Annotated in this window: 18 protein-coding genes; 8 read left to right on the top strand and 10 right to left on the bottom strand. The window is 68.6% G+C overall.

Annotated elements, in window-relative coordinates; all coding sequences use genetic code 11:
* Positions 1 to 16 precede the first annotated feature (16 nt).
* A complete protein-coding gene (locus QH168_RS01500; protein WP_280232538.1) occupies positions 17 to 787 on the bottom strand; it encodes a hypothetical protein in 771 nt (256 codons plus the stop codon).
* Entirely contained in the window at positions 784 to 3,582 is a 2,799-nt protein-coding gene (locus tag QH168_RS01495) for a DEAD/DEAH box helicase (protein ID WP_280232537.1), read from the bottom strand. Before QH168_RS01495 ends, QH168_RS01500 begins: the two co-directional genes overlap by 4 nt.
* Before the next feature lie 238 nt (positions 3,583 to 3,820).
* On the opposite strand from QH168_RS01495, the gene QH168_RS01490 reads away from it, so the two are divergent.
* Entirely contained in the window at positions 3,821 to 4,183 is a 363-nt protein-coding gene (locus QH168_RS01490) for a hypothetical protein (RefSeq protein ID WP_280232536.1), read from the top strand.
* A 240-nt stretch (positions 4,184 to 4,423) separates the two neighbouring features.
* Positions 4,424 to 5,080: an HNH endonuclease family protein gene (locus QH168_RS01485; protein ID WP_280232535.1), complete on the top strand. Its 657-nt coding sequence runs from the start codon at positions 4,424 to 4,426 to the stop codon at positions 5,078 to 5,080.
* 145 nt (positions 5,081 to 5,225) lie between these two features.
* Here the strand turns inward: QH168_RS01485 and QH168_RS01480 are convergent, their stop codons facing one another.
* The 4 genes from QH168_RS01480 to pdhA all read right to left on the bottom strand — a co-directional run bounded on the left by QH168_RS01480 (position 5,226) and on the right by pdhA (position 9,810).
* Complete coding sequence (locus QH168_RS01480; RefSeq protein WP_280232534.1) at positions 5,226 to 6,041, bottom strand: sulfurtransferase; 816 nt, start codon at positions 6,039 to 6,041, stop codon at positions 5,226 to 5,228.
* A 196-nt stretch (positions 6,042 to 6,237) separates the two neighbouring features.
* On the bottom strand, positions 6,238 to 7,635 hold the full coding sequence (locus QH168_RS01475; protein WP_280232533.1) for a dihydrolipoamide acetyltransferase family protein: 1,398 nt from the start codon (positions 7,633 to 7,635) through the stop codon (positions 6,238 to 6,240).
* Between the two features lie 91 nt (positions 7,636 to 7,726).
* The gene (locus QH168_RS01470; protein ID WP_280232532.1) at positions 7,727 to 8,701 is read right to left on the bottom strand and encodes an alpha-ketoacid dehydrogenase subunit beta; all 975 of its coding nucleotides are present in this window, start codon (positions 8,699 to 8,701) and stop codon (positions 7,727 to 7,729) included.
* Positions 8,698 to 9,810, bottom strand: a complete 1,113-nt coding sequence (gene pdhA, locus QH168_RS01465) for a pyruvate dehydrogenase (acetyl-transferring) E1 component subunit alpha (RefSeq protein ID WP_280232557.1) — start codon at positions 9,808 to 9,810, stop codon at positions 8,698 to 8,700. Before pdhA ends, QH168_RS01470 begins: the two co-directional genes overlap by 4 nt.
* Before the next feature lie 689 nt (positions 9,811 to 10,499).
* Here pdhA and QH168_RS01460 point away from each other — a divergent pair.
* From QH168_RS01460 to QH168_RS01445, 4 genes are all read left to right on the top strand, one after another.
* Complete coding sequence (locus tag QH168_RS01460) at positions 10,500 to 10,718, top strand: hypothetical protein (RefSeq protein WP_280232531.1); 219 nt, start codon at positions 10,500 to 10,502, stop codon at positions 10,716 to 10,718.
* 119 nt (positions 10,719 to 10,837) lie between these two features.
* A complete protein-coding gene (locus QH168_RS01455; RefSeq protein WP_280232530.1) occupies positions 10,838 to 11,332 on the top strand; it encodes an Lrp/AsnC family transcriptional regulator in 495 nt (164 codons plus the stop codon).
* Between the two features lie 147 nt (positions 11,333 to 11,479).
* Positions 11,480 to 12,136 carry a maleylpyruvate isomerase family mycothiol-dependent enzyme gene (locus tag QH168_RS01450; RefSeq protein WP_280232529.1) on the top strand — a complete coding sequence of 219 codons (657 nt, stop codon included), beginning with the start codon at positions 11,480 to 11,482 and terminating at the stop codon, positions 12,134 to 12,136.
* 33 nt (positions 12,137 to 12,169) lie between these two features.
* Positions 12,170 to 12,985, top strand: coding sequence for an SDR family oxidoreductase (locus tag QH168_RS01445; protein ID WP_280232528.1), 816 nt, complete (start codon positions 12,170 to 12,172; stop codon positions 12,983 to 12,985).
* On the opposite strand, the gene QH168_RS01440 is transcribed toward QH168_RS01445, so the two are convergent.
* The gene (locus tag QH168_RS01440) at positions 12,975 to 13,397 is read right to left on the bottom strand and encodes an acyl-CoA thioesterase (protein WP_280232527.1); all 423 of its coding nucleotides are present in this window, start codon (positions 13,395 to 13,397) and stop codon (positions 12,975 to 12,977) included. The genes QH168_RS01445 and QH168_RS01440 overlap by 11 nt on opposite strands.
* Entirely contained in the window at positions 13,394 to 14,350 is a 957-nt protein-coding gene (locus QH168_RS01435) for an AraC family transcriptional regulator (RefSeq protein ID WP_280232526.1), read from the bottom strand. The genes QH168_RS01440 and QH168_RS01435 overlap by 4 nt, the downstream gene beginning before the upstream one ends.
* A 143-nt stretch (positions 14,351 to 14,493) precedes the next feature.
* Here QH168_RS01435 and QH168_RS01430 point away from each other — a divergent pair, with 143 nt between their 5' ends.
* The gene (locus tag QH168_RS01430; protein ID WP_280232525.1) at positions 14,494 to 15,078 is read left to right on the top strand and encodes a hypothetical protein; all 585 of its coding nucleotides are present in this window, start codon (positions 14,494 to 14,496) and stop codon (positions 15,076 to 15,078) included.
* On the top strand, positions 15,075 to 16,283 hold the full coding sequence (locus QH168_RS01425; protein WP_280232524.1) for an MFS transporter: 1,209 nt from the start codon (positions 15,075 to 15,077) through the stop codon (positions 16,281 to 16,283). The genes QH168_RS01430 and QH168_RS01425 overlap by 4 nt, the downstream gene beginning before the upstream one ends.
* Positions 16,284 to 16,298: 15 nt before the next feature.
* Here the strand turns inward: QH168_RS01425 and QH168_RS01420 are convergent, their stop codons facing one another.
* On the bottom strand, positions 16,299 to 16,748 hold the full coding sequence (locus QH168_RS01420; RefSeq protein ID WP_280232523.1) for a nitroreductase family deazaflavin-dependent oxidoreductase: 450 nt from the start codon (positions 16,746 to 16,748) through the stop codon (positions 16,299 to 16,301).
* Between the two features lie 83 nt (positions 16,749 to 16,831).
* Complete coding sequence (locus tag QH168_RS01415; protein ID WP_280232522.1) at positions 16,832 to 17,986, bottom strand: DUF5925 domain-containing protein; 1,155 nt, start codon at positions 17,984 to 17,986, stop codon at positions 16,832 to 16,834.
* Positions 17,987 to 18,016: the final 30 nt, after the last annotated feature.

Here is an 18,016-nt window from a genome sequence, read left to right as displayed (position 1 = left end):
CGGCCGTGGTGCCCGCTCAGCTGTCGCGCAGGTCGGCGTAGCAGGAATTCAGCGTGCGCAGACCCGTCGCGGCCGTCGGCTCGTCCTCGGCGAGCATGCGTAATGCGCGGCGCAACAGCGTCGGGTCAAGATCATCGGCGGCACAACGATATTCGGGTGTGGGCAGCGCCGGTGGTTCGAGGTCTTCACCGTAGGGATCGGTATCGCCGCCGGGGCCGGTGCCACGTTCCACCCCGCCGATCAAGGTGTCCAGCGAGAGTCCGCGCAGCGTGAGCAGGTCGCGCGGGTATTCGTCGAGCCGTTCGGCGAGCAGGTAGCACAGTGCGGCGACGTGTTTGCACGGCCAGCCGGGATCGGGGCAGGTGCAGCCGAAGTCCAGGTCCGCGGCGGTTTCCGGCAGCAGATGGGGCGAGAGCGCGGTCAGCAGCGCACCGGAGGCGATCTGGGCCAGCATGCCGGGCGCGGCCCGGATCTGTTCGACCAGCAGCTCGATCTCCTCCTGGCGCAGCGGCCGCACCGTGCAGGTGGCGGTGAACGGACGCGGCTGGCTGCCCTGCACCTCGCCGATCACCGCACCGCGTTCGATCCGGTAGCTCACCACCTGCCCCGACCGCGCATAGCTGCGGCCACGCGAGAGCCTGCCGGGCTCGGCCATCCGCTCCACCGCGTCGATGAACGCCCGGCCCCAGGCGGTACGGCCGAACGCGCCACGCCTGCTACGTGCTTCGACGCCACCGGACACCGGACGGCGTGGCCCGAACTCGCTGAAATCGACGCGCGGATTCATTCGCCCACCGCTTCGGCACCGAGGGTGAACAGATCACGCAACTCGTCGGTGCTCAGCTCGGTGATCCAGTTCTCCCCTGAGCCGACCGCGAGATCGGCGAGTTGACTCTTCCCACTGATCATTTCGTCGATCCGCTCCTCGATGGTGTCGACGCACACCAGTTTGCGCACTTGCACGGCGCGCTGCTGCCCGATCCGATAGGCGCGGTCGGTGGCCTGATTCTCCACCGCGGGATTCCACCAGCGATCCAGATGCACGACATGATTGGCCGCGGTCAGGTTCAGCCCCGTGCCGCCCGCTTTGAGCGAGAGCAGCATCAGCGGTGGACCCTCGGCCTGCTGGAATTCGGCCACCATGGTGTCGCGGCGCTGTTTGGTCACCCCGCCATGCAGGAACGGGATCCTGGTGCCGAATCGCTCGGCCAGATAGGGCGCGATCAGCTCACCGAATTCGCGGAACTGGGTGAACATCAGCGCCTTCTCGCCGTCGGCGAGCACCGCGTCGAGCACATCCTCCACCAGGGCGAGTTTGCCGGAGCGATGGCCGCCGCGGCGCAGCACGGCCGAACCGTCGCCGAGGAAATGCGCGGGATGGTTACAGACCTGTTTGAGCCGGGTCAGCGCCCCGAGCACCGCGCCCTTGCGGGCCATGCCCTTGGCATCGCGCAGTTTGGTCAGCATGTCGTCGACGACGGCCTGGTAGAGCGCGGCCTGCTCGACGGTCAGGTTGGCGCGCACCGTCATCTCGAGCTTGTCGGGGAGATCGGAGATCACCGTCGGATCGGTCTTCACCCGGCGCAGCACGAACGGCGCGGTGACGGTGCGCAGCCGGGTGATGGCGTTCTCATCGCGTTCGCGTTCGATCGGTACGGCGAATCTGGCGCGGAACGACTGCGCGCTGCCGAGCAGTTTCGGCATGGTGAAATCCAGGATCGACCGTAGTTCCTCCAGTCGGTTCTCCACCGGCGTCCCGGTCAATGCCAGCCGGTGCCCGGCCGGGAGCGCGCGTGCCGCCCGCGCCTGCCTGGTGCCGGAGTTCTTGATGTGTTGCGCCTCGTCGAGCACCACCCTTGTCCACTCCCGCGCCGCCAGCTCCGCGATATCGCGCGCCAGCAGGGCGTAGGTGGTGAGGACCAGATCTGCCTCGGCGATCGCGGCGCAGAGCTGCTCGCCCTTGGCCCGCGCGGCGCCGTGGTGCACCAGCACCCGCAGGTCGGGGGCGAATCGTTCGGCTTCGCGCTGCCAGTTGCCGACCACCGACATCGGGCACACCAGCAGTGTCGGGCCGATCGGCCGGTCACCTTCGCGTTCGTGCAACAACAGGGCGAGTACCTGGATCGTCTTACCGAGACCCATATCGTCGGCCAGGATCGCGCCGAGACCCATCCGGCTCATGGTGGCCAGCCAGGACAGACCGCGTTGCTGATACGGACGCAGCTGCGCCTTCAACCCGACCGGCGCGGGCACCGGTTCCTCGGCTGCGGCCGGATCGAACAGTTCGGCGGCCCAGCCGGTGGCGGTGACCTCGGTGACCGGCACCTGATCGACGCGGGTCGCCGCGATCTCGCCGATCATGTCGGCCAGGGTGACCTCGGTGTCGTCGGCATGCAGCGCCACATACTTCGCGGCCGCCGCCAGCACCTTGTGATCGGCCTGCACCCACTCCCCGCGCAACTGCACCAGATCCGATTTCGCATGCACGAGCCGCTGCATCTCGTCGCGGCTCAGCACGGTGTCGCCGAGGGCCAGCTCCCATCGATAGGACACCAGCCCCGGCAGCCCGACGGTGCTCTCGGCCGCGGGTACGGCGCTGTCCACTCGCAGCCGCATGGACGGTGCGCTGACGGTCCAGGCCCGCGGCAGTAGGAGCCGGATCCCGGCCGCGTGCAGCGCGTGCACACCGTGAGCAACCAGATCGACCACCACCTCGGTGGGTAGCAACAGGTCCATGGTGTGTGGGTCGCCGGGCAGATCCCGCAGCCGGGGGTAGGCCCGCTGCGCCTCCCCGAGCCGTTCCACCGCGGCCCGGACCAGCTGCGGGTCGCCGTGCAACGGAATCGGTCCCGGCGCCTGACCATCGACGCGCAGGCACACCTCCAGCCGCCACAGCGCCACCTCGTCGGTGTCGTCGGCGTCGGGTTCGAGCAGCCGCAGCACCAGTTCCGGCTCGTCGGCGGCGAGGCTGTTGCGCCAGCGTTCCAGCATCTGCGCGGCCTGATGGCTGCCACCGTCCACCGCGACATCGGCGGTGAGCCCGTGCACCAGCGGGTGCGGTGACGGGTGTGCCCCGATCAGTTCGCGAACAATGGGATCAGTGAGTTCGGTGACCATATCGTCGAGCACCGCACCCGGTTCACCGGCCACTCGCAGCGCGGCGGGCATCGCGGAGGCGAGTTCGGCCAGCCAGGCCCGCTGCCCCGCTCCCCCGACCAGCCGCCAACGCGCCCACCACTGGCCGTCGTCGCGGCGTAGCTCGGGCACGACCCGTCCGGCCCGCGCCCAGCGTTCCACACCGTGCGCGATATGGGCGAGAAACCGCAGGTCACCGGCTACCGCGGTGGCGGGAAGACGTTGCCGCAGGGCAGCCGCCGCGGCATCGGGCGCCAACGCGTGGGCGGGCACCCGTGCCGTGCGGAATCCCTCGCCATCGGCGAGCAGCACCTGCGCGCGATGTCGGAACTTGGCCGCGCGGACGACGTCGCCGAGCAGGCCGGGCACGCTCACCGCGTCGGCGTCCGCACCGGGCGGCCGCCACAGCAGCAGCCCGGACCCCGGCGACCACAGACCGTGCAGCATGGCCCCATCAAATCAGCTCGCACCGACAGGCAACCGCACGGATGAGCACCCGGACCCTGGATTTATCGCCGAGGACGGAACATACTGGGATATCCGCTGGTCATCGCGGGGATTCACACGCTCGGCGGATGCGGTAGCGGAATCATTCACAAGCAGGGCGGCGGCGTCCACAAGACGCCAGCAGCAGCACAACGCGGTCATTCACACAACGGCGGCATACCTACCGGAGGGCAGCAGTATGACGATTCTGCTCCAAGTTCTCGAGCAGAGCTTCACGCCGACAACGCCGTGGGAACGGCGTAAATTCACCTTCATCAACGCCCGCTGCATCGTCGGGATGCGGCTGGACGGCGAGTCCGGCGTCTGGCTGGACCTGTCGCGGCCCGGCGAATCGCAGCGTCTCGCCCACACCGGCGATCCGCACGAGGCGATCACCTTCCTGCTCACCACCTTCGCCAAGATCGCCGAATGCGAAGATCGCGGTGGCTCATGGCTGATCGGCCACGACGGGACCCACAGCAATACGCTGGCCGCCACCCGCTTCCCGCCGCACGGCAGCCAGGACACCGCCGACGAGCTGCTGGCCCGCGCCTGGCTGTAAACCCCTCCGGGACACCCGCGCCGGACACCGTCACCTGTCGGTGGGTGCGGGTACATCTTGTCCATGCGGGTGGGACATCGACGGGGATCTTCGACGACACGCCGGTCGGTCGCGTGGCCGAGGGCTGGACGCACCACCCGGCCCTGCGGGTCGGGTCCTGCGCGTGCCGTATGCCGGACGGCGCAGCGCACGCGTGGTACCTCGCCGCCCACCGCACCGGCGGTTATCGCTGCGCTGGTCATGGCCCTGTGCGTGCTCTCCGGATGCGCACGCCCCGCGACACCCGCACCGGGAAGTCCAGGCCGCATCGAGGTCGAGCGACTGCTCGCGACGGTGCGGGTGGTCGACACGCGGCCCCATCCCGGCGGCTACGACCGTGGTTGCCGGGAGGGCGAAGGCTGCGTGTTCGGTCCCGCCTGGTCCGATGATCACGAGGGCACCGGCGGGCACGATGGCTGCGATACCCGCAACAATGTGCTGGCCCGGCAGCTCACCGAGATCGACTATCGGCGCGGCACCCGCGACTGCGTGGTGGTCTCCGGTGTCCTCGCGGATCCGTACACGGGCGCCAGCGTCACCTTCACCAAATCCGATGCGGGGAACGTCCCCATCGACCACGTCTATCCGCTGGCCGCCGCCTGGGATATGGGCGCCGCCGGGTGGTTGCCGGAGCGCCGCATCCGGTTCGCCAACGACATCGACTTCAACCTGCAAGCCACCACCCGCGCCGCCAATCAAGCCAAGGGCGACAGCACTCCGGCGGAGTGGCTACCGCCCTCCCGTCCGGGGCACTGTTTCTATGCGGCCAAATATCTTGCCGTGGCGGTCCGTTACGACCTGCCGATCACGGTTGCCGACCAGGGAGTGTTGCAGTCGATTGCCCGCACATGTCCGTGAGGCACGGCGGGTGCGAGTCGGCGGTGCGTGCGACGACGGACGAAAACGAGCGAGTTCACCAGTGTGGCAGTTCAGCCGAAAGACGCGCCGAACTCCGATCGATCCGGCTGCCGACACACCACGCGCACAGTCCCGCGACGGGCGCTCAGGCTCCGGTGGCTACCGGACGTTTCGGGTCGTTGGACCACTGGGACCAGGACCCCGGATAGAGGGCGGCGTCGATACCGGCGATCGCGAGGGCAGCGATCTGGTGGGCGGCAGTGACACCGGAACCGCAGTAGACGGCGACCGGTCCAGCACAGTCGTCGAAGCGTTCGCGCAGTTCCGCCGCGGTGCGGAAATATCCTTCGGCAGTGAGGTTCTCGGCTGTCGGCGCACTGATCGCACCCGGAATATGGCCCGCTTGCGGGTCGATCGGCTCCTGTTCGCCGCGGAAGCGCTCACCCGCGCGCGCGTCGAGCAGTGTGCCCGGCCAACGGGCGGCCGCATCGGCGTCGATGACGGGCAGATGGTCCGGGCTCAATTCGACATCGCCTGCGGCGGGATCGGATTCGATTCCGGTGGCGAGTTCGGCGCCGATCGCGGTCCAGGTCGGAAGGCCACCGTCCATGATGCGCACATCCGCGATACCGGCCCAGCGCAGCAGCCACCAGGCACGCGCGGCGGCCATACCGCCGGTCGCGTCGTAGACGACCACGGTATCGCCGGTGCAGACGCCCCAGCTGCGCGCGCATTTCTCCAACCGGCCGATATCGGGCAGCGGATGGCGGCCGCGCGCGGGTGAGGGCGGGGCGGCCAGTTCGGTCTCCAGATCGACGAAGATCGCGCCGGGGATGTGCCCGTCCAGATAGTGCTGCGGCCCGTCCGGGTCGCCGAGCGCCCACCGGACATCGAGTAGCCGTACCCGATTGTCCGGCAACGCTTCCCGCAGTTCTTCCGCCGAAATGAGTACCGGCCGCACTCCAGCTCCTCGTTCAGATCCGCATCGTCGAGCCCGTCTCCCCCACCCTACGCATCCGGCCGCGCTCCTGTCCCCGGACCGGGAAAACCCGCCACGCTGCGCGAAGTCCCCTCGTCCGCGCCGGATTCGAGCCGATACCGCCCATGGGATCGACCGCTTCCGAACCCTTCGCACGGCTTGCAGACCGCATCCCGGACTACAGGCGACTGAGCAGGGTCAGTGGATCTTCGAGCAGACCACCCACCGTGGCCAAGAATCGTGCGGCCTGTTCACCATCGATCATGCGGTGATCGAAGCTGAGGGTGAGGGTGGTGACCCAGCGGATGGCCAGTTCCTCGCGCACCACCCAGGGCCGTCTGTTGATCGCACCGAGACAGACGATCGCGGCCTCACCGGGGTTGACCAGTGGCATCCCCGCGTCCACACCGAAGACGCCGACATTGGAGATGGTGAAGGTGCCGCCGCGCAGATCGGTCGGTGCCGCGTTCCCGGCGCGGGTCACATCCACCAGCCAGGCGATGTCCCGGCACAGGTCACGCAGGCTCACTGCGTGCGCGTCCTTGATGTTGGGCACGAGCAGCCCCCGTTCGGTGGCCACGGCGATACCGAGGTTCACGTAATGCTTGGTGACGATCTCCTGGTTCGCTTCGTCCCAATAGGCGTTCATTCCGGGGAATTCCGCCAGCGCGGCCAGCACCGATTTCGCGACCAGCGCCAGCGGAGTGAGGGTCAGCCCGGCGAAGGGTGCGGTGGTGCGCAGGTGGTCGAGCAGTTCCATCGTGGCGGTGCAGTCCACCGTGATGGAGGCGCCGGCCTGCGGAATGGTGCGCGCGCTCGCCACCATCGCGGCCGCGGTGCGTTTGCGGATGCCGGTGATCGGAGTGCGTTCCTCACGCGCGGACGGACCCGGCGCGCCGGAGTCGGCGGCGGGCTGCGCCGCGGCCGTGGATTCGGCCGTCGCTGGCGGGGCGGTACGGGCCGATGGTTGTGAGACCGGCACCGCTGAGCGCACATCCGCCACGGTGACCGCGCCCTCCGGTCCCGAACCCGCGACGTACCACAGATCGATGCCGAGTTCCCTGGCCAGTTTGCGGGCGGCGGGGGTGGCGGCGCGGGTACCCGACGACTGAGCAGCACGCCCGTTCGCCACGGAGTCGGCGGCCCCATTGCCCGATTCCGTCTGCTGCTGAGCGCTTTTCGCAGCAGGTCTACGGCGGCGCGTCACCGTATCGTCGTCCGGCCCGTATCCGACCAGCACCGACTTCCGTTCCGGCGCCGGCGGCTCGGACGAATCGGCGACGGGCGGCGTCTCGGGTGATCCGGGCGCGCTCGTACGCACCCGGATCAGCGGCGCGCCGACCGGCACAGTCTGCCCCGGCTCGACCAGTAGCTCAACCACCGTGCCCGCGAACGGCGACGGCAGAGCCACCACCGCTTTGGCCGTCTCCACCTCGGCGATGGTCTGATTCAGTTCGACGATCTCGCCGACGGCCACCGACCACGATTGTAGTTCGGCATCGGCGAGGCCCTCACCCAGATCCGGCAGCCGGAATTCCAGCACGTGGTTCGGGTCGTCGGCACGCGGTTCATCCACGGAAGGCACCTCGGCTATCGGTCGGGCGTGGTCGGTTCGTGCTGTCCCGGAGCCGCTGCGCGATGACACCGCCACCTCCGGGCTCGGCCGGTCAGGCCGCCAGCGAGCGATCGATCGCGGCCAGAATACGGTCCGGATCGGGCAGATGGTGCTTTTCGAGCTTGGCCGGGGGGTACGGGATGTCGAAGCCGCCGACGCGCAGCACCGGCGCCTCCAGGTGATAGAAGCAGCGTTCGGTGATCCTGGCGGCGATCTCGGCGCCGAGCCCGGCGAATACCGGCGCCTCGTGCACCACCACCAGTCTGCCGGTTTTCGCCACCGATTCCTCGATGGTGTCGAAGTCGATCGGCGACAGACTGCGCAGATCGATGACCTCGAGGCAGTGGCCCTCCTCGGCGGCGATCTTCGCGGCGGCGAGTGCGGTGGCGACCGTACCGCCGTAGGCGACGACGGTGGCATCGGCGCCGTCGAGGCAGACCCTGGCCCGATCGGGCGGCAGCTGTGCGGGCACCTCGGGATCGACCTCGGCCTTGTCCCAGTACCGGCGCTTGGGTTCGAAGAAGATCACTGGATCATCGAGCGCGATCGCCTGCCGGATCATGGTGTAGGCGTCGGCGGGGTTGCTCGGTGTCATCACCCGCAATCCGGCGGTATGTGCGAAATACGCCTCCGGCGATTCGGAATGGTGTTCCACCGAACCGATACCGCCGCCGAACGGGATGCGAATGGTGATGGGCGCCTTCACCCTGCCCTGCGTGCGGTAGTGGATCTTGGCCACCTGGGACACGATCTGGTCGAAGGCCGGGTAGACGAATCCGTCGAACTGGATTTCGCATACCGGCCGGAATCCACGCAGCGCCATACCGAAGGCCGTACCGATGATGCCGGATTCGGCCAGCGGCGCATCGATGACGCGATTGTTGCCGAAATCCTTTTGCAGCGTGTCGGTCACCCGGAACACACCGCCGAGGCGGCCGATGTCCTCCCCCATGAGCAGCACCTTCGGGTCGTCCTCCAGTGCGCGGCGCAGTCCGGCATTGAGTGCGGCGGCGAAGGTGGTGATCATGACGCGACTCCTTCGGTATGCGTGCCCTGGCCGTCGGGGTCGGCGGCCAGATACTGCGCGTACTCACGCCGTTGTGCGGCGATCAACGGATGCTCGGAGCTGTAGACGTGGTCGAACAGCGCCATCGGCGCGGGATCGGCCATCTCGATGGTCGCGGTGCGGACCACGGCGGCGACCTCATCGGCCCTGGTGCGGACCCGCTGCTCGAACTCGGCGTCCAGCAGGTTCTCGCGTTCGAGCAGCCGGTGCACCCGGTCGATCGGGTCGCGTTTCTTCCATTCCTCGGTCTCGGCGGCGGATCGGTAGCGGGTCGGATCGTCGGCGGTGGTGTGTGGGCCCATCCGGTAGGTGATCGCCTCGATGAACGATGGGCCGCCACCGGTATGCGCCCTGGTCAGTGCCTGCCGGGTGACGGCGAGCACGGCGAGCACATCGTTGCCGTCGACCTGGACGGCGGGGATGCCGTATCCGAGGGCGCGCTGCGCGATGGGCGTGGCGCTCTGCAAGCAGACCGGCTCGCTGATCGCCCAATGATTGTTCTGGCAGAAGAACACCACCGGCGCGCTCCAGCTCGCCGCGAAACCGAGCGCCTCGGCGATATCGCCCTGACTGGTCGCACCGTCACCGAAATAGGCGATGGTGGCGATATCGGCGCCTTCCAGATGCGCGGCGAAGGCGTAGCCGGTGGCGTGCAGACCCTGTGCACCGACGACGATGGCCGGGTTGGTCATATTGATGGCGTCGGGATCCCAGCACGAATGTGCGACACCGCGCCACATCCGGGTCAGCTGGGCCGGGTCGACGCCGCGGCAGTAGGCCACAGCGGCCTCCCGGTAGCTACAGAACACGTAGTCGTAGGGGTGCAGCGCCCGCGCCGAGCCCACCTGGGCGGCTTCCTGGCCGAGCAGCGGAGCCCACAGCCCCAGCTGACCCTGCCGCTGCAATGCGGTGGCCTCGGTATCGATACGGCGGTTCACGACCAGGTCTTCGTAGAGGTCCCGCAGTTCGGCGGGGCCGATATCGGCGACCACGGCGGCGTGTTCTCGATCGAGGACGCGACGGCCGTCGGGCTGGACCAGTTGCACCGGATAGCTGGGTGTGCCGAGCATCTGCTTCATCGCCTCCTCGAGGTCAGCGCGCCAGGATTGTGTCCTGTACCACACAGCATCCACCATCAAGCGATGTGCGCAAGCGACCGACACGAAACTGAGCAGAATGCTCGGTATTACCCGGTCGACGACCTCCATATTGCACGTTATGACAGGTCCTCGACTCGCCCGGCCGATACCGCGGAGCCGATACTCCGTGAGCGCTTCGCACAGGCGCCTACCAGGCAGAACCGGTTCAGCGCCGAATGCGGGAATTACCCGCCTCATCGCGAATCAGGATGCGGAATCTGCCGAGGAGCGGGGCGAGGACCGACCACCGCGAACCCACGTCCGATCCGGCGAGAAATTCGGCTGTAACACGCCGTGCGGCACCGCGATAGTCTCCGTGGGCCGCGCGGGCGGGCCAAAAATGTTGGAAGAAAGGCACATTCGAGATGTCTCGGATAATGCGCACGGCATCACGGCCGTTGCCCTGCGCTGTGGTGCCACCCGCCGCAATCACGTAGCCCGAGGTACCGCAGTCCGTACCCGCCGGTGTTCTCGGCCTTCCCGCCGAGCGTATCGATCCCGACCAGGGAAGTGGTCGGCGTCGGCACCGGCATCGACTCCGGTCCCGTCCACATCGCCGTCGAGATGCCGGGCTCTGGCGATCCCGTAAATCACTGCACCGAACAAAGGATTCATTCATCATGTCGTTCACCAAGCTGCTCGGCACCAGCATCGCGGCGCTGGCCCTCGGCACAGTTCTCACCGCGGGTCCGGCACTCGCCGAGCCGCTCACTCTCACCCCCGAGGTCACGCCGGTGGTCGCGCCGGGTGAGCCCGCGCCGGGTGGGGTGACCTCGGGTAGCGCAGTGATTTCGCTGATCCAACGCCTGATGTGCGGTTCGTCGATCACCTGCCCCTGATATCGAGTAGACGGCACGGGCGGATCGCTCCGCCCGTGCCGGTCGCACGGCGCACCTCGGTACGGCCGTGCGCGCAGATCACCCGTGCCCGGTACCCGGCACATGCCATCATGCGTTGTATGACCAGTCGAGAACTCGTCGATCCGGCCGTCGACGCCACCGACGCGCGGCTGTTGCTGGAGCTGGTGGACAATCCGAGGGCGACCGGCGTCGAACTGGCCGCACGGCTCGGTTTGTCCCGCAATACGGTGCAGGCGCGGCTGGCTCGCTGGGAGGCCAATGGGGTGCTCGCCAGTTTCGAACGCCGCGTCGAGGCCCGCGCCCTCGGCTATCCGCTGGCCGCCTTCGTCGCGGTGGTCGTCGATCAGCACAAACTCGATCCCGTCGTCGACGAACTCGCCGAGGTCCCCGAGGTCACCGAGGTATGCGGCATGACCGGCGCCACCGACCTGACCGTCCGGGTGGTAGCCCGCGACGCCGACGACCTCTACCGCATCACCGGCCGCATCCTGAAGATCCCCGGCGTGGAACGCACCAATATGGCCCTGATCATGCGCGAACTGGTCGGCCCACGACTCTCACCGCTGCTGGAGCGCATCGCCCGGTCGAGCTGATCGCTCGACACCGCGCGGACGCCGATGAATCCGGCTCCGGTCGAGCGTCTACATCCTCGAGCCCCATGCGGTGCCTGCTGTTCGACCGCGGCATGCAGGGGAAAGTGCCGGAACACTGTTGCGGCGACCACTCGAGGAAGGATGACGGTGCCGACACTCGTATCCCACGACCGGCTCTGGGAGATGGCCCACGCCGAACGCGCAGCACTGGCCGACGATCTCGCCACGCTGACGCCGGCACAATGGGCGCAGCAGTCGCTGTGCGGTGATTGGGTGGTCGAGGAGGTCGTCGCCCATCTGACCGCCGCGGCGAGCATCGGAAGGCTGCGCTGGTTGCGCAGCGTGCTCGGCGCCCGCTTCGACTTCGATCTGCACAATGCTCGGCGCCTGGCCGAGCACCGAGGCGCCACACCGGCCGAAACCCTCCACCGGTTCCGCGCTGTCATCACCAGCACGACCGCAGCTTCCGGGCATACCGCCGCATGGCTCGGCGAGGTGGTGGTGCACGGACAGGACATCCGGCGTCCGCTCGGCCTGACGCGCACTCCATCGCTCGAGGCCACGACGGAGGTGGCTCGTTTCTTCGCCAGTCGCGACTTCACCGTTTCCGGCCACAGCGCCATCAGGGGCTTGCGGCTCGAGGCGTCCGACGGTCCCTTCACCGCAGGCGCGGGTGAGCTGGTTCGAGGCACGACACTCGCATTGACGATGGCGATGGCGGGACGGGCGGCCTACGCCGAGGAACTGACCGGGCCCGGCGCGCGGACGCTACGCGATCGGTGCGCACCCGGCGACAACGCATAGCCGCCCGGCGACCGGACGCATAGGGTGCGGGGCATGGATATTTCGGGCAGGGTCGCCATTGTCACCGGGGCCGGGGCGGGGATCGGGGAGGCATTGGCGCGGCGGCTCGTCGCGGGTGGGGCGCGGGTGGTGGTCGCGGATCTGGATGGGGTGGCGGCGGGCGCGGTGGCGGAGTCGCTGGGCGCCGATGCGGTCGCGGTGGGTGGTGACGTGGCCGATGACGCGGTGATCGCCGCGCTGATCGAGCGGGCCGAGACCGCCTTCGGGCCCGTCGACCTCTTCTTCGCGAATGCGGGCATCGGTGGCGGCCCAGGCCTCGACAGCACCGACGCACAGTGGACGGCTGCGCTCGAGGTCAATGTGCTCGCGCATGTGCGCGCGGCGCGGCAGTTGATGCCGGGATGGTTGGCGCGCGGCAGCGGGTACTTCGTGACGACGGCGTCGGCGGCGGGGCTGCTCACGCAGATCGGCTCGGCGCCCTATTCGGTGTCCAAGCATGCGGCGGTCGGCTTCGCCGAATGGCTGTCGGTGACTTACGGGGACAAGGGTATTCGGGTGAGCTGCCTGTGCCCGATGGGCGTCGACACGCAATTGCTGCACGGCGGGATGATGCCGCCGGAGCACGCCGAGGCCGCGGAACTCGCGGTCAAGGCGGTGACAACGGCCGGTGCGGTGCTCACCCCCGAGCAGGTCGCCGACAGCGTGATCGCGGGCATCGAGGCCGAGACCTTCCTCATCCTCCCGCATCCCGAGGTGCTGAAGATGTACCGGCACAAGGGCAGCGATTACGACCGATGGATCGACGGTATGCGCCGGTTCCAGGCGGCGTTGCAGGCCGTCAGTCGGTGACGAGTTCGCTCGCCGCCGCGCGGATGACGTCGGGAATCTCGACGGGCTTGCGGGTCTCGGAATCGACGTAGACGTGCACGAAGTTGCCGGTGGCGGCCAGTTCCAGCGCGTCATCGGCTTCCCGGAAGATCGCCAGATCGTAGGTGATGCTCGAACGCCCGAGACGTGAGATCCGCAGGCCGACCTGGAGCCGGTCGGGGAAGCTGATCGACCCGAGGTACTGGCAGGAGGTCTGCGCCACCACCCCGAGGGCGGGCAGCTCACGGATGTCGACACCGGTGGCGTGCATCAACCACGCGTTGACCGCGGTGTCGAAGTACGAGTAGTAGGTCACGTTGTTGACGTGCCCGTAGTGGTCGTTGTCGGCCCATCGGGTGGGCACCGGCCAGAGCACCGGATACTGCTGCGTCACCCGGCCGACGATACCGGCGTCGGCGCCGCGCCCCGACGATGGTCGCGCGGGCTGACGCCGAACTGGCGTTTGAACGCCGAACTGAGCGCGAACGCGCTGCCGTAACCCACCTGCCTGGCAATGGACTCGATGGTGGCGTCGGAATCCTGGAGCAGGTCGGCGGCCAGCGCGAGCCGCCATTCGGTGAGGAACGCCATCGGCGGCTCCCCCACCAGGTCGGTGAACCGGCGGGCCAGCGCCGCCCGCGATACGCCGACCGCCGAGGCGAGGCTCGCGACCGTCCAGCCGTGCGCGGGATTGTGCTGGAGCAACCGCAGTGCCTTGCCGACCAGCGGATCGTTGTAGGCGTGATACCAGGCGGGGGCGTCGTTGCGGGCGAACCAGCTGCGCAGGGCGGCGATGAGCAGCAGGTCGAGCAGCCGGTCGAGGACGGCGCCCTGTGCGGGCTGGTCCTTGGCCATCTCGTCGACGAGCAGTTCGAGCAGCCGGGTATCGCATTCGCCGCGGGGCAGCACGATGACCGGCGGCAGTGCGCGCAGCAAACCTTGGCTGACCGCGCCCGCCGATTCGTAGGTGCCGGTCACCGTCATGGTTTCGCCGTCGGGGTCGGTGCCCCATTCGCGCACTCCGAGACTCAGTGTCTCACAGAGGATTTCACCGTCGGGAGTCATCGTGACCTGGCCCGGAGCGATGATGATCTGCGGTGCGGTCGCCGGATCGTCGGCGACGGTGTACGGGCGTGCGCCACTGAAGACGACGACGTCACCGGCGGCGATCCGTCGCGCCTCGGCGTCGTCGTCGGTCATGATCCATGCACTGCCGCGGATCATCGCGAGCACCGTCAACGGCGCCTCGTCCTCGATCCGCAGCGACCACGGTGGCGCCAGCACCGACCGCATGAGAAATGCTCCGCGCGCCCGAGGACCCTCGAGCAAACCGGCGAGCGCGTCCATGCCCTCACTGTACGACCTGATGCCGTCCGGCACAGCACGGCCGAGTCGATGCGCGGGTCCAGACGCCAGCGTGGGGAACAGGTCGCAGCGCCCGCACCGGGGAGATGCCACTATGGAAGGCAACGACGAGGGGGCGATTACCGATGATGGGACTCGAAGCCACATTCACCGGCGACCGCGTGCGCTTCGGCGACGAGCATCTGTCCGCCGCTGATCTGCCCGCCGACGGGCACGAGGTGTCCGCGGCCGATATCCGCGACGCCGACCCGGCCGCCATCCCACCCGAGATCCGCACCCGCACCGGCATCACGCTCTTCGTATCCGCGACCCAGCGTGCGGAGCTGGGCGGATTCTGCGCGGCGCATTCGATTCCGATCGTTCGCCGCTTCGACGTCTGGGCCGAGCTGCTCGAACCGTATCTCGACACCGAGTTCTCCGATCACGATCAGCGCGCCACCATCGCCAGACTCGAACGCGTGGGCATCGACGCCGACGAGGTCGCGCGCATCCGCGAACGGGTCGGCCCGGTGGTCGACGCCTACAACGCGCTGGTCTGGGAATGGGTCCATCTCGGACTCCGCGATCTGTTCGAGGCCGCCACCAGCCGTTTCGTCTCGGAGCAGTTGCGTGCCGGTCTCGGCGATCTCACCGAATTCCGTGCCTGGGCGATGGCCGTGGCCGACAGTCCCGCCCGCCTCACGATCGATGGCGATCCGGCGGAGCGATGAGCCGCGGCGCTGTCGGCTCGGCGACCGCATCGGGGATCGACCCGATGGTGCGGCTGGCGCGCGCCGCGGTGTTCACCGTCTTCGGGCTCAACGGGTTCCTGCTCGCCATGTGGGTGGTGCATATCCCGTCGATCACCGAACGAACCGGCGTCTCCCATTCCACGCTCGGCATGTTCATCCTGTTGATGGCGGGCGCGGGCATCGTGGGGATGCGGCTGGCGGGACCACTGGCGGATCGGTTCGGTAGCCGGGCCTTGGTCGGGGTGGCGGGGCTGACGGCGTCGGTCTGCGTGGTCGGGCCGGGGCTGGCAATGGGGCCGGTGACGCTGGCAGTGGCGCTCGGCGCGTTCGGTTTCGGCAACGGCGCACTCGATGTGTCGATGAATACCCAAGCGGTGCATGTGGAACGGGAGTATCGCCGCCCCATCATGTCGGCGTTCCACGCCTTGTTCTCCGGCGGCGGGCTGCTGGGTGCGCTGGTCGGCGCGCTGACCCTGCGGATCGGCTGGTCGCCCGTGCTGACGATGTCGCTGGCCGCGGCCGGCGGTGTCGTCATCGTGCTTGCCTGCCTGCCGCGGCTGTTGCCGCACGCCGCACCACAGCACGAGGCCGACGCGCCCCGCACGCGGCGCAGCCCGCGCGCGGTATGGGCGCTGGCCGCGCTGGCTTTCGGTCTACTGCTCACCGAGGGTGTGGCCAACGACTGGAGCACGCTCCAGATGCGCGAACATCTCGGCACCGACGAATCCACCGCCGCATTGGCTTTCGGCGCTTTCTCGGTGACCATGACGGCCGGGCGCCTGACCGCCGACCGGATCAGCGGCGCGTTCGGTCGGGTGGCGGTGGTGCGCTACGGCTGCCTGCTGGCGGCGATCGGGCTGCTGCTGATCCTGCTGTCGCCGTGGGTGGGGTTGACGCTGTTCGGCTGGGCGCTGTGTGGACTCGGACTCTCCGGTGGCATCCCGCAGATCTTCACCGCAGCCGGCAATCTCGGTTCCGGCAGCGCGGCAACGGATATGTCGCGGGTGTTCAGTATCGGTTATGTGGGTCTGCTCGCCGGACCGGCGGTGATCGGCTGGCTGACGGCGCTGGTGCCGCTCACCGCGACGTTCGTGGTGCCGCTGGCGATCGTGGTGCTGTGTGGTGTGTTCGCCGGGGTGGTCGCCCCATCGGCGGCCAGATCGGAAAAGCACGCCGCCGGATGACGGCCGCAGGCTCCCTCACGCCCGCATCGACAGTTCGACCATCGGCACCGTATCGATATCGCGCCCGGTCGTTTCGGCGATGACGCCGCTCAGTTCCTGATACGCCTTGGGATGGCGGACCCGATAGCCGGCCAGCACCGCCGCGGTCTCCTCGATATCGAGCATGCGTGCCATCGCCGCGGTCCGATACCGCCATCCGATACTCACCCGGCATCGTGGTTCGGCCAGCAGATTCCGATACCACTGCGAGCTCTCCCCGAATCCCGAGGCGATGACGACGGTGTCGGTGTCGGGCCGGTCCACCGTCTCCAGCACCACGTATCGCACCTGCCCTGAGGTTCTGCCGATATGCTCGAGCAGCAGCAACCGGCCGCCGAACAGAAATCCGAGCCGGGCCCGGAACACCACGATGGGCGCCCGGACGAACCACCGCGTCCGCAACAGTGTCGCTCCGAAACTCGGCATGCGGAGACGATAACAGCGGTCGAGCGCCATCGGCCCGCGCGACGCGGCCTACAGCGAAAACCGCTGCCACTCAGTGCGATCGGTTACAGATACATTCCCGATTCGACCGGTGTGGGCAGGGTCGCGATCCGCTCGGCGCCATCGCGAAGGGCGATGAGTTCGGCCAGCGACGCGCCCGCCGCGGGCACCTCGACCCGGTCGGCCTGCGCACCGAGCCAGACCCGCGATTCCGCCTGGCTCAACCGCCCCACCTCGAGCTGGGCAAGACAGCGCCCCGGCCGGGTGACTGCGGGATGCAATCGCGACAGATCCTCGTTGGTGGTGATCGCGACCAGCACATCCCGGCCCTGGCCGAGCATCCCGTCGGTCAGATTCAGCAGCCGGGAAAGGCCTTGGCCCGCGGATTCTTTCGCCTCGGCGCGAATCAGCTCGTCACAGTCCTCCAATACCAGCAGCCGCCAGCGGCCCGCACCCTGCTCCCCGCCGTCGGCTCCCATCGTCGCCGACATCAGATATCCCGGCCGGGAGAACAAGACCTCGGGGTCGAGTACGCAGTCGGCCTGGCACCACTGCCCCCAGGAACGCGCGAGCGCACGTAGCGCGGTCGTCTTCCCGGTACCCGGCGGGCCGTGCAGCAGCAGCAACCGGCCGCGGACCTCGGCTGCACCGAGCGCCATGAGCCGATCGAGGGTGGCCGCCACGGGTGCCGCGTAATTGGCGCGGATATCGGCCCACGCCGGGGTCGATACGTCGAGCACCCGCCGGCGCGGGCCCTGCTGCTCGTCGAGATGCCAGAACCCCATCTTGATCACATCGTCGGAGCTGGTCTCCTCCACCGCGTCCTGGATCGACTCGGTCATGATCCGTTCGGCCAGCTCGTCGTCGACCGCCATCACCTCGACGACGCCGCTGCGGTCTTCCCAGCGATCGGATCGCAACGTCCATCCGTCACCGTGCACCAGGACCGAGACGCTGCCACCGTCGTTGATCATCCGCGATACGGTCGCCCCCGCTGGCCGCAGCAGTGCCTGCGGGCGGACCCGTTCCAGATGCACCTTCCGATAGCAGGGCAGCGCACCGCGCGCGAACGGCGTCAGGGCGAGCACGTCGAGAACGTCACGGGCGGAGTAGTAGGAGTCGAGCCGGACCGACCAGTCGAGACCGCCGGTGGCATCCGCGGACGCCGCCGGTGGACCGACCAGCCGCAGAGCTTCACTGTGGTCGAACACCGCCACCATGCTTCGCGCTCGGACGACGATCGTCCAGCG

This window comes from Nocardia cyriacigeorgica (genome assembly GCF_029868385.1).
Classification (GTDB): domain Bacteria; phylum Actinomycetota; class Actinomycetes; order Mycobacteriales; family Mycobacteriaceae; genus Nocardia; species Nocardia cyriacigeorgica_F.
The sequence above is the reverse complement of the archived record's forward strand: the minus strand, read 5'-3'. Positions and strand labels throughout refer to the sequence as shown.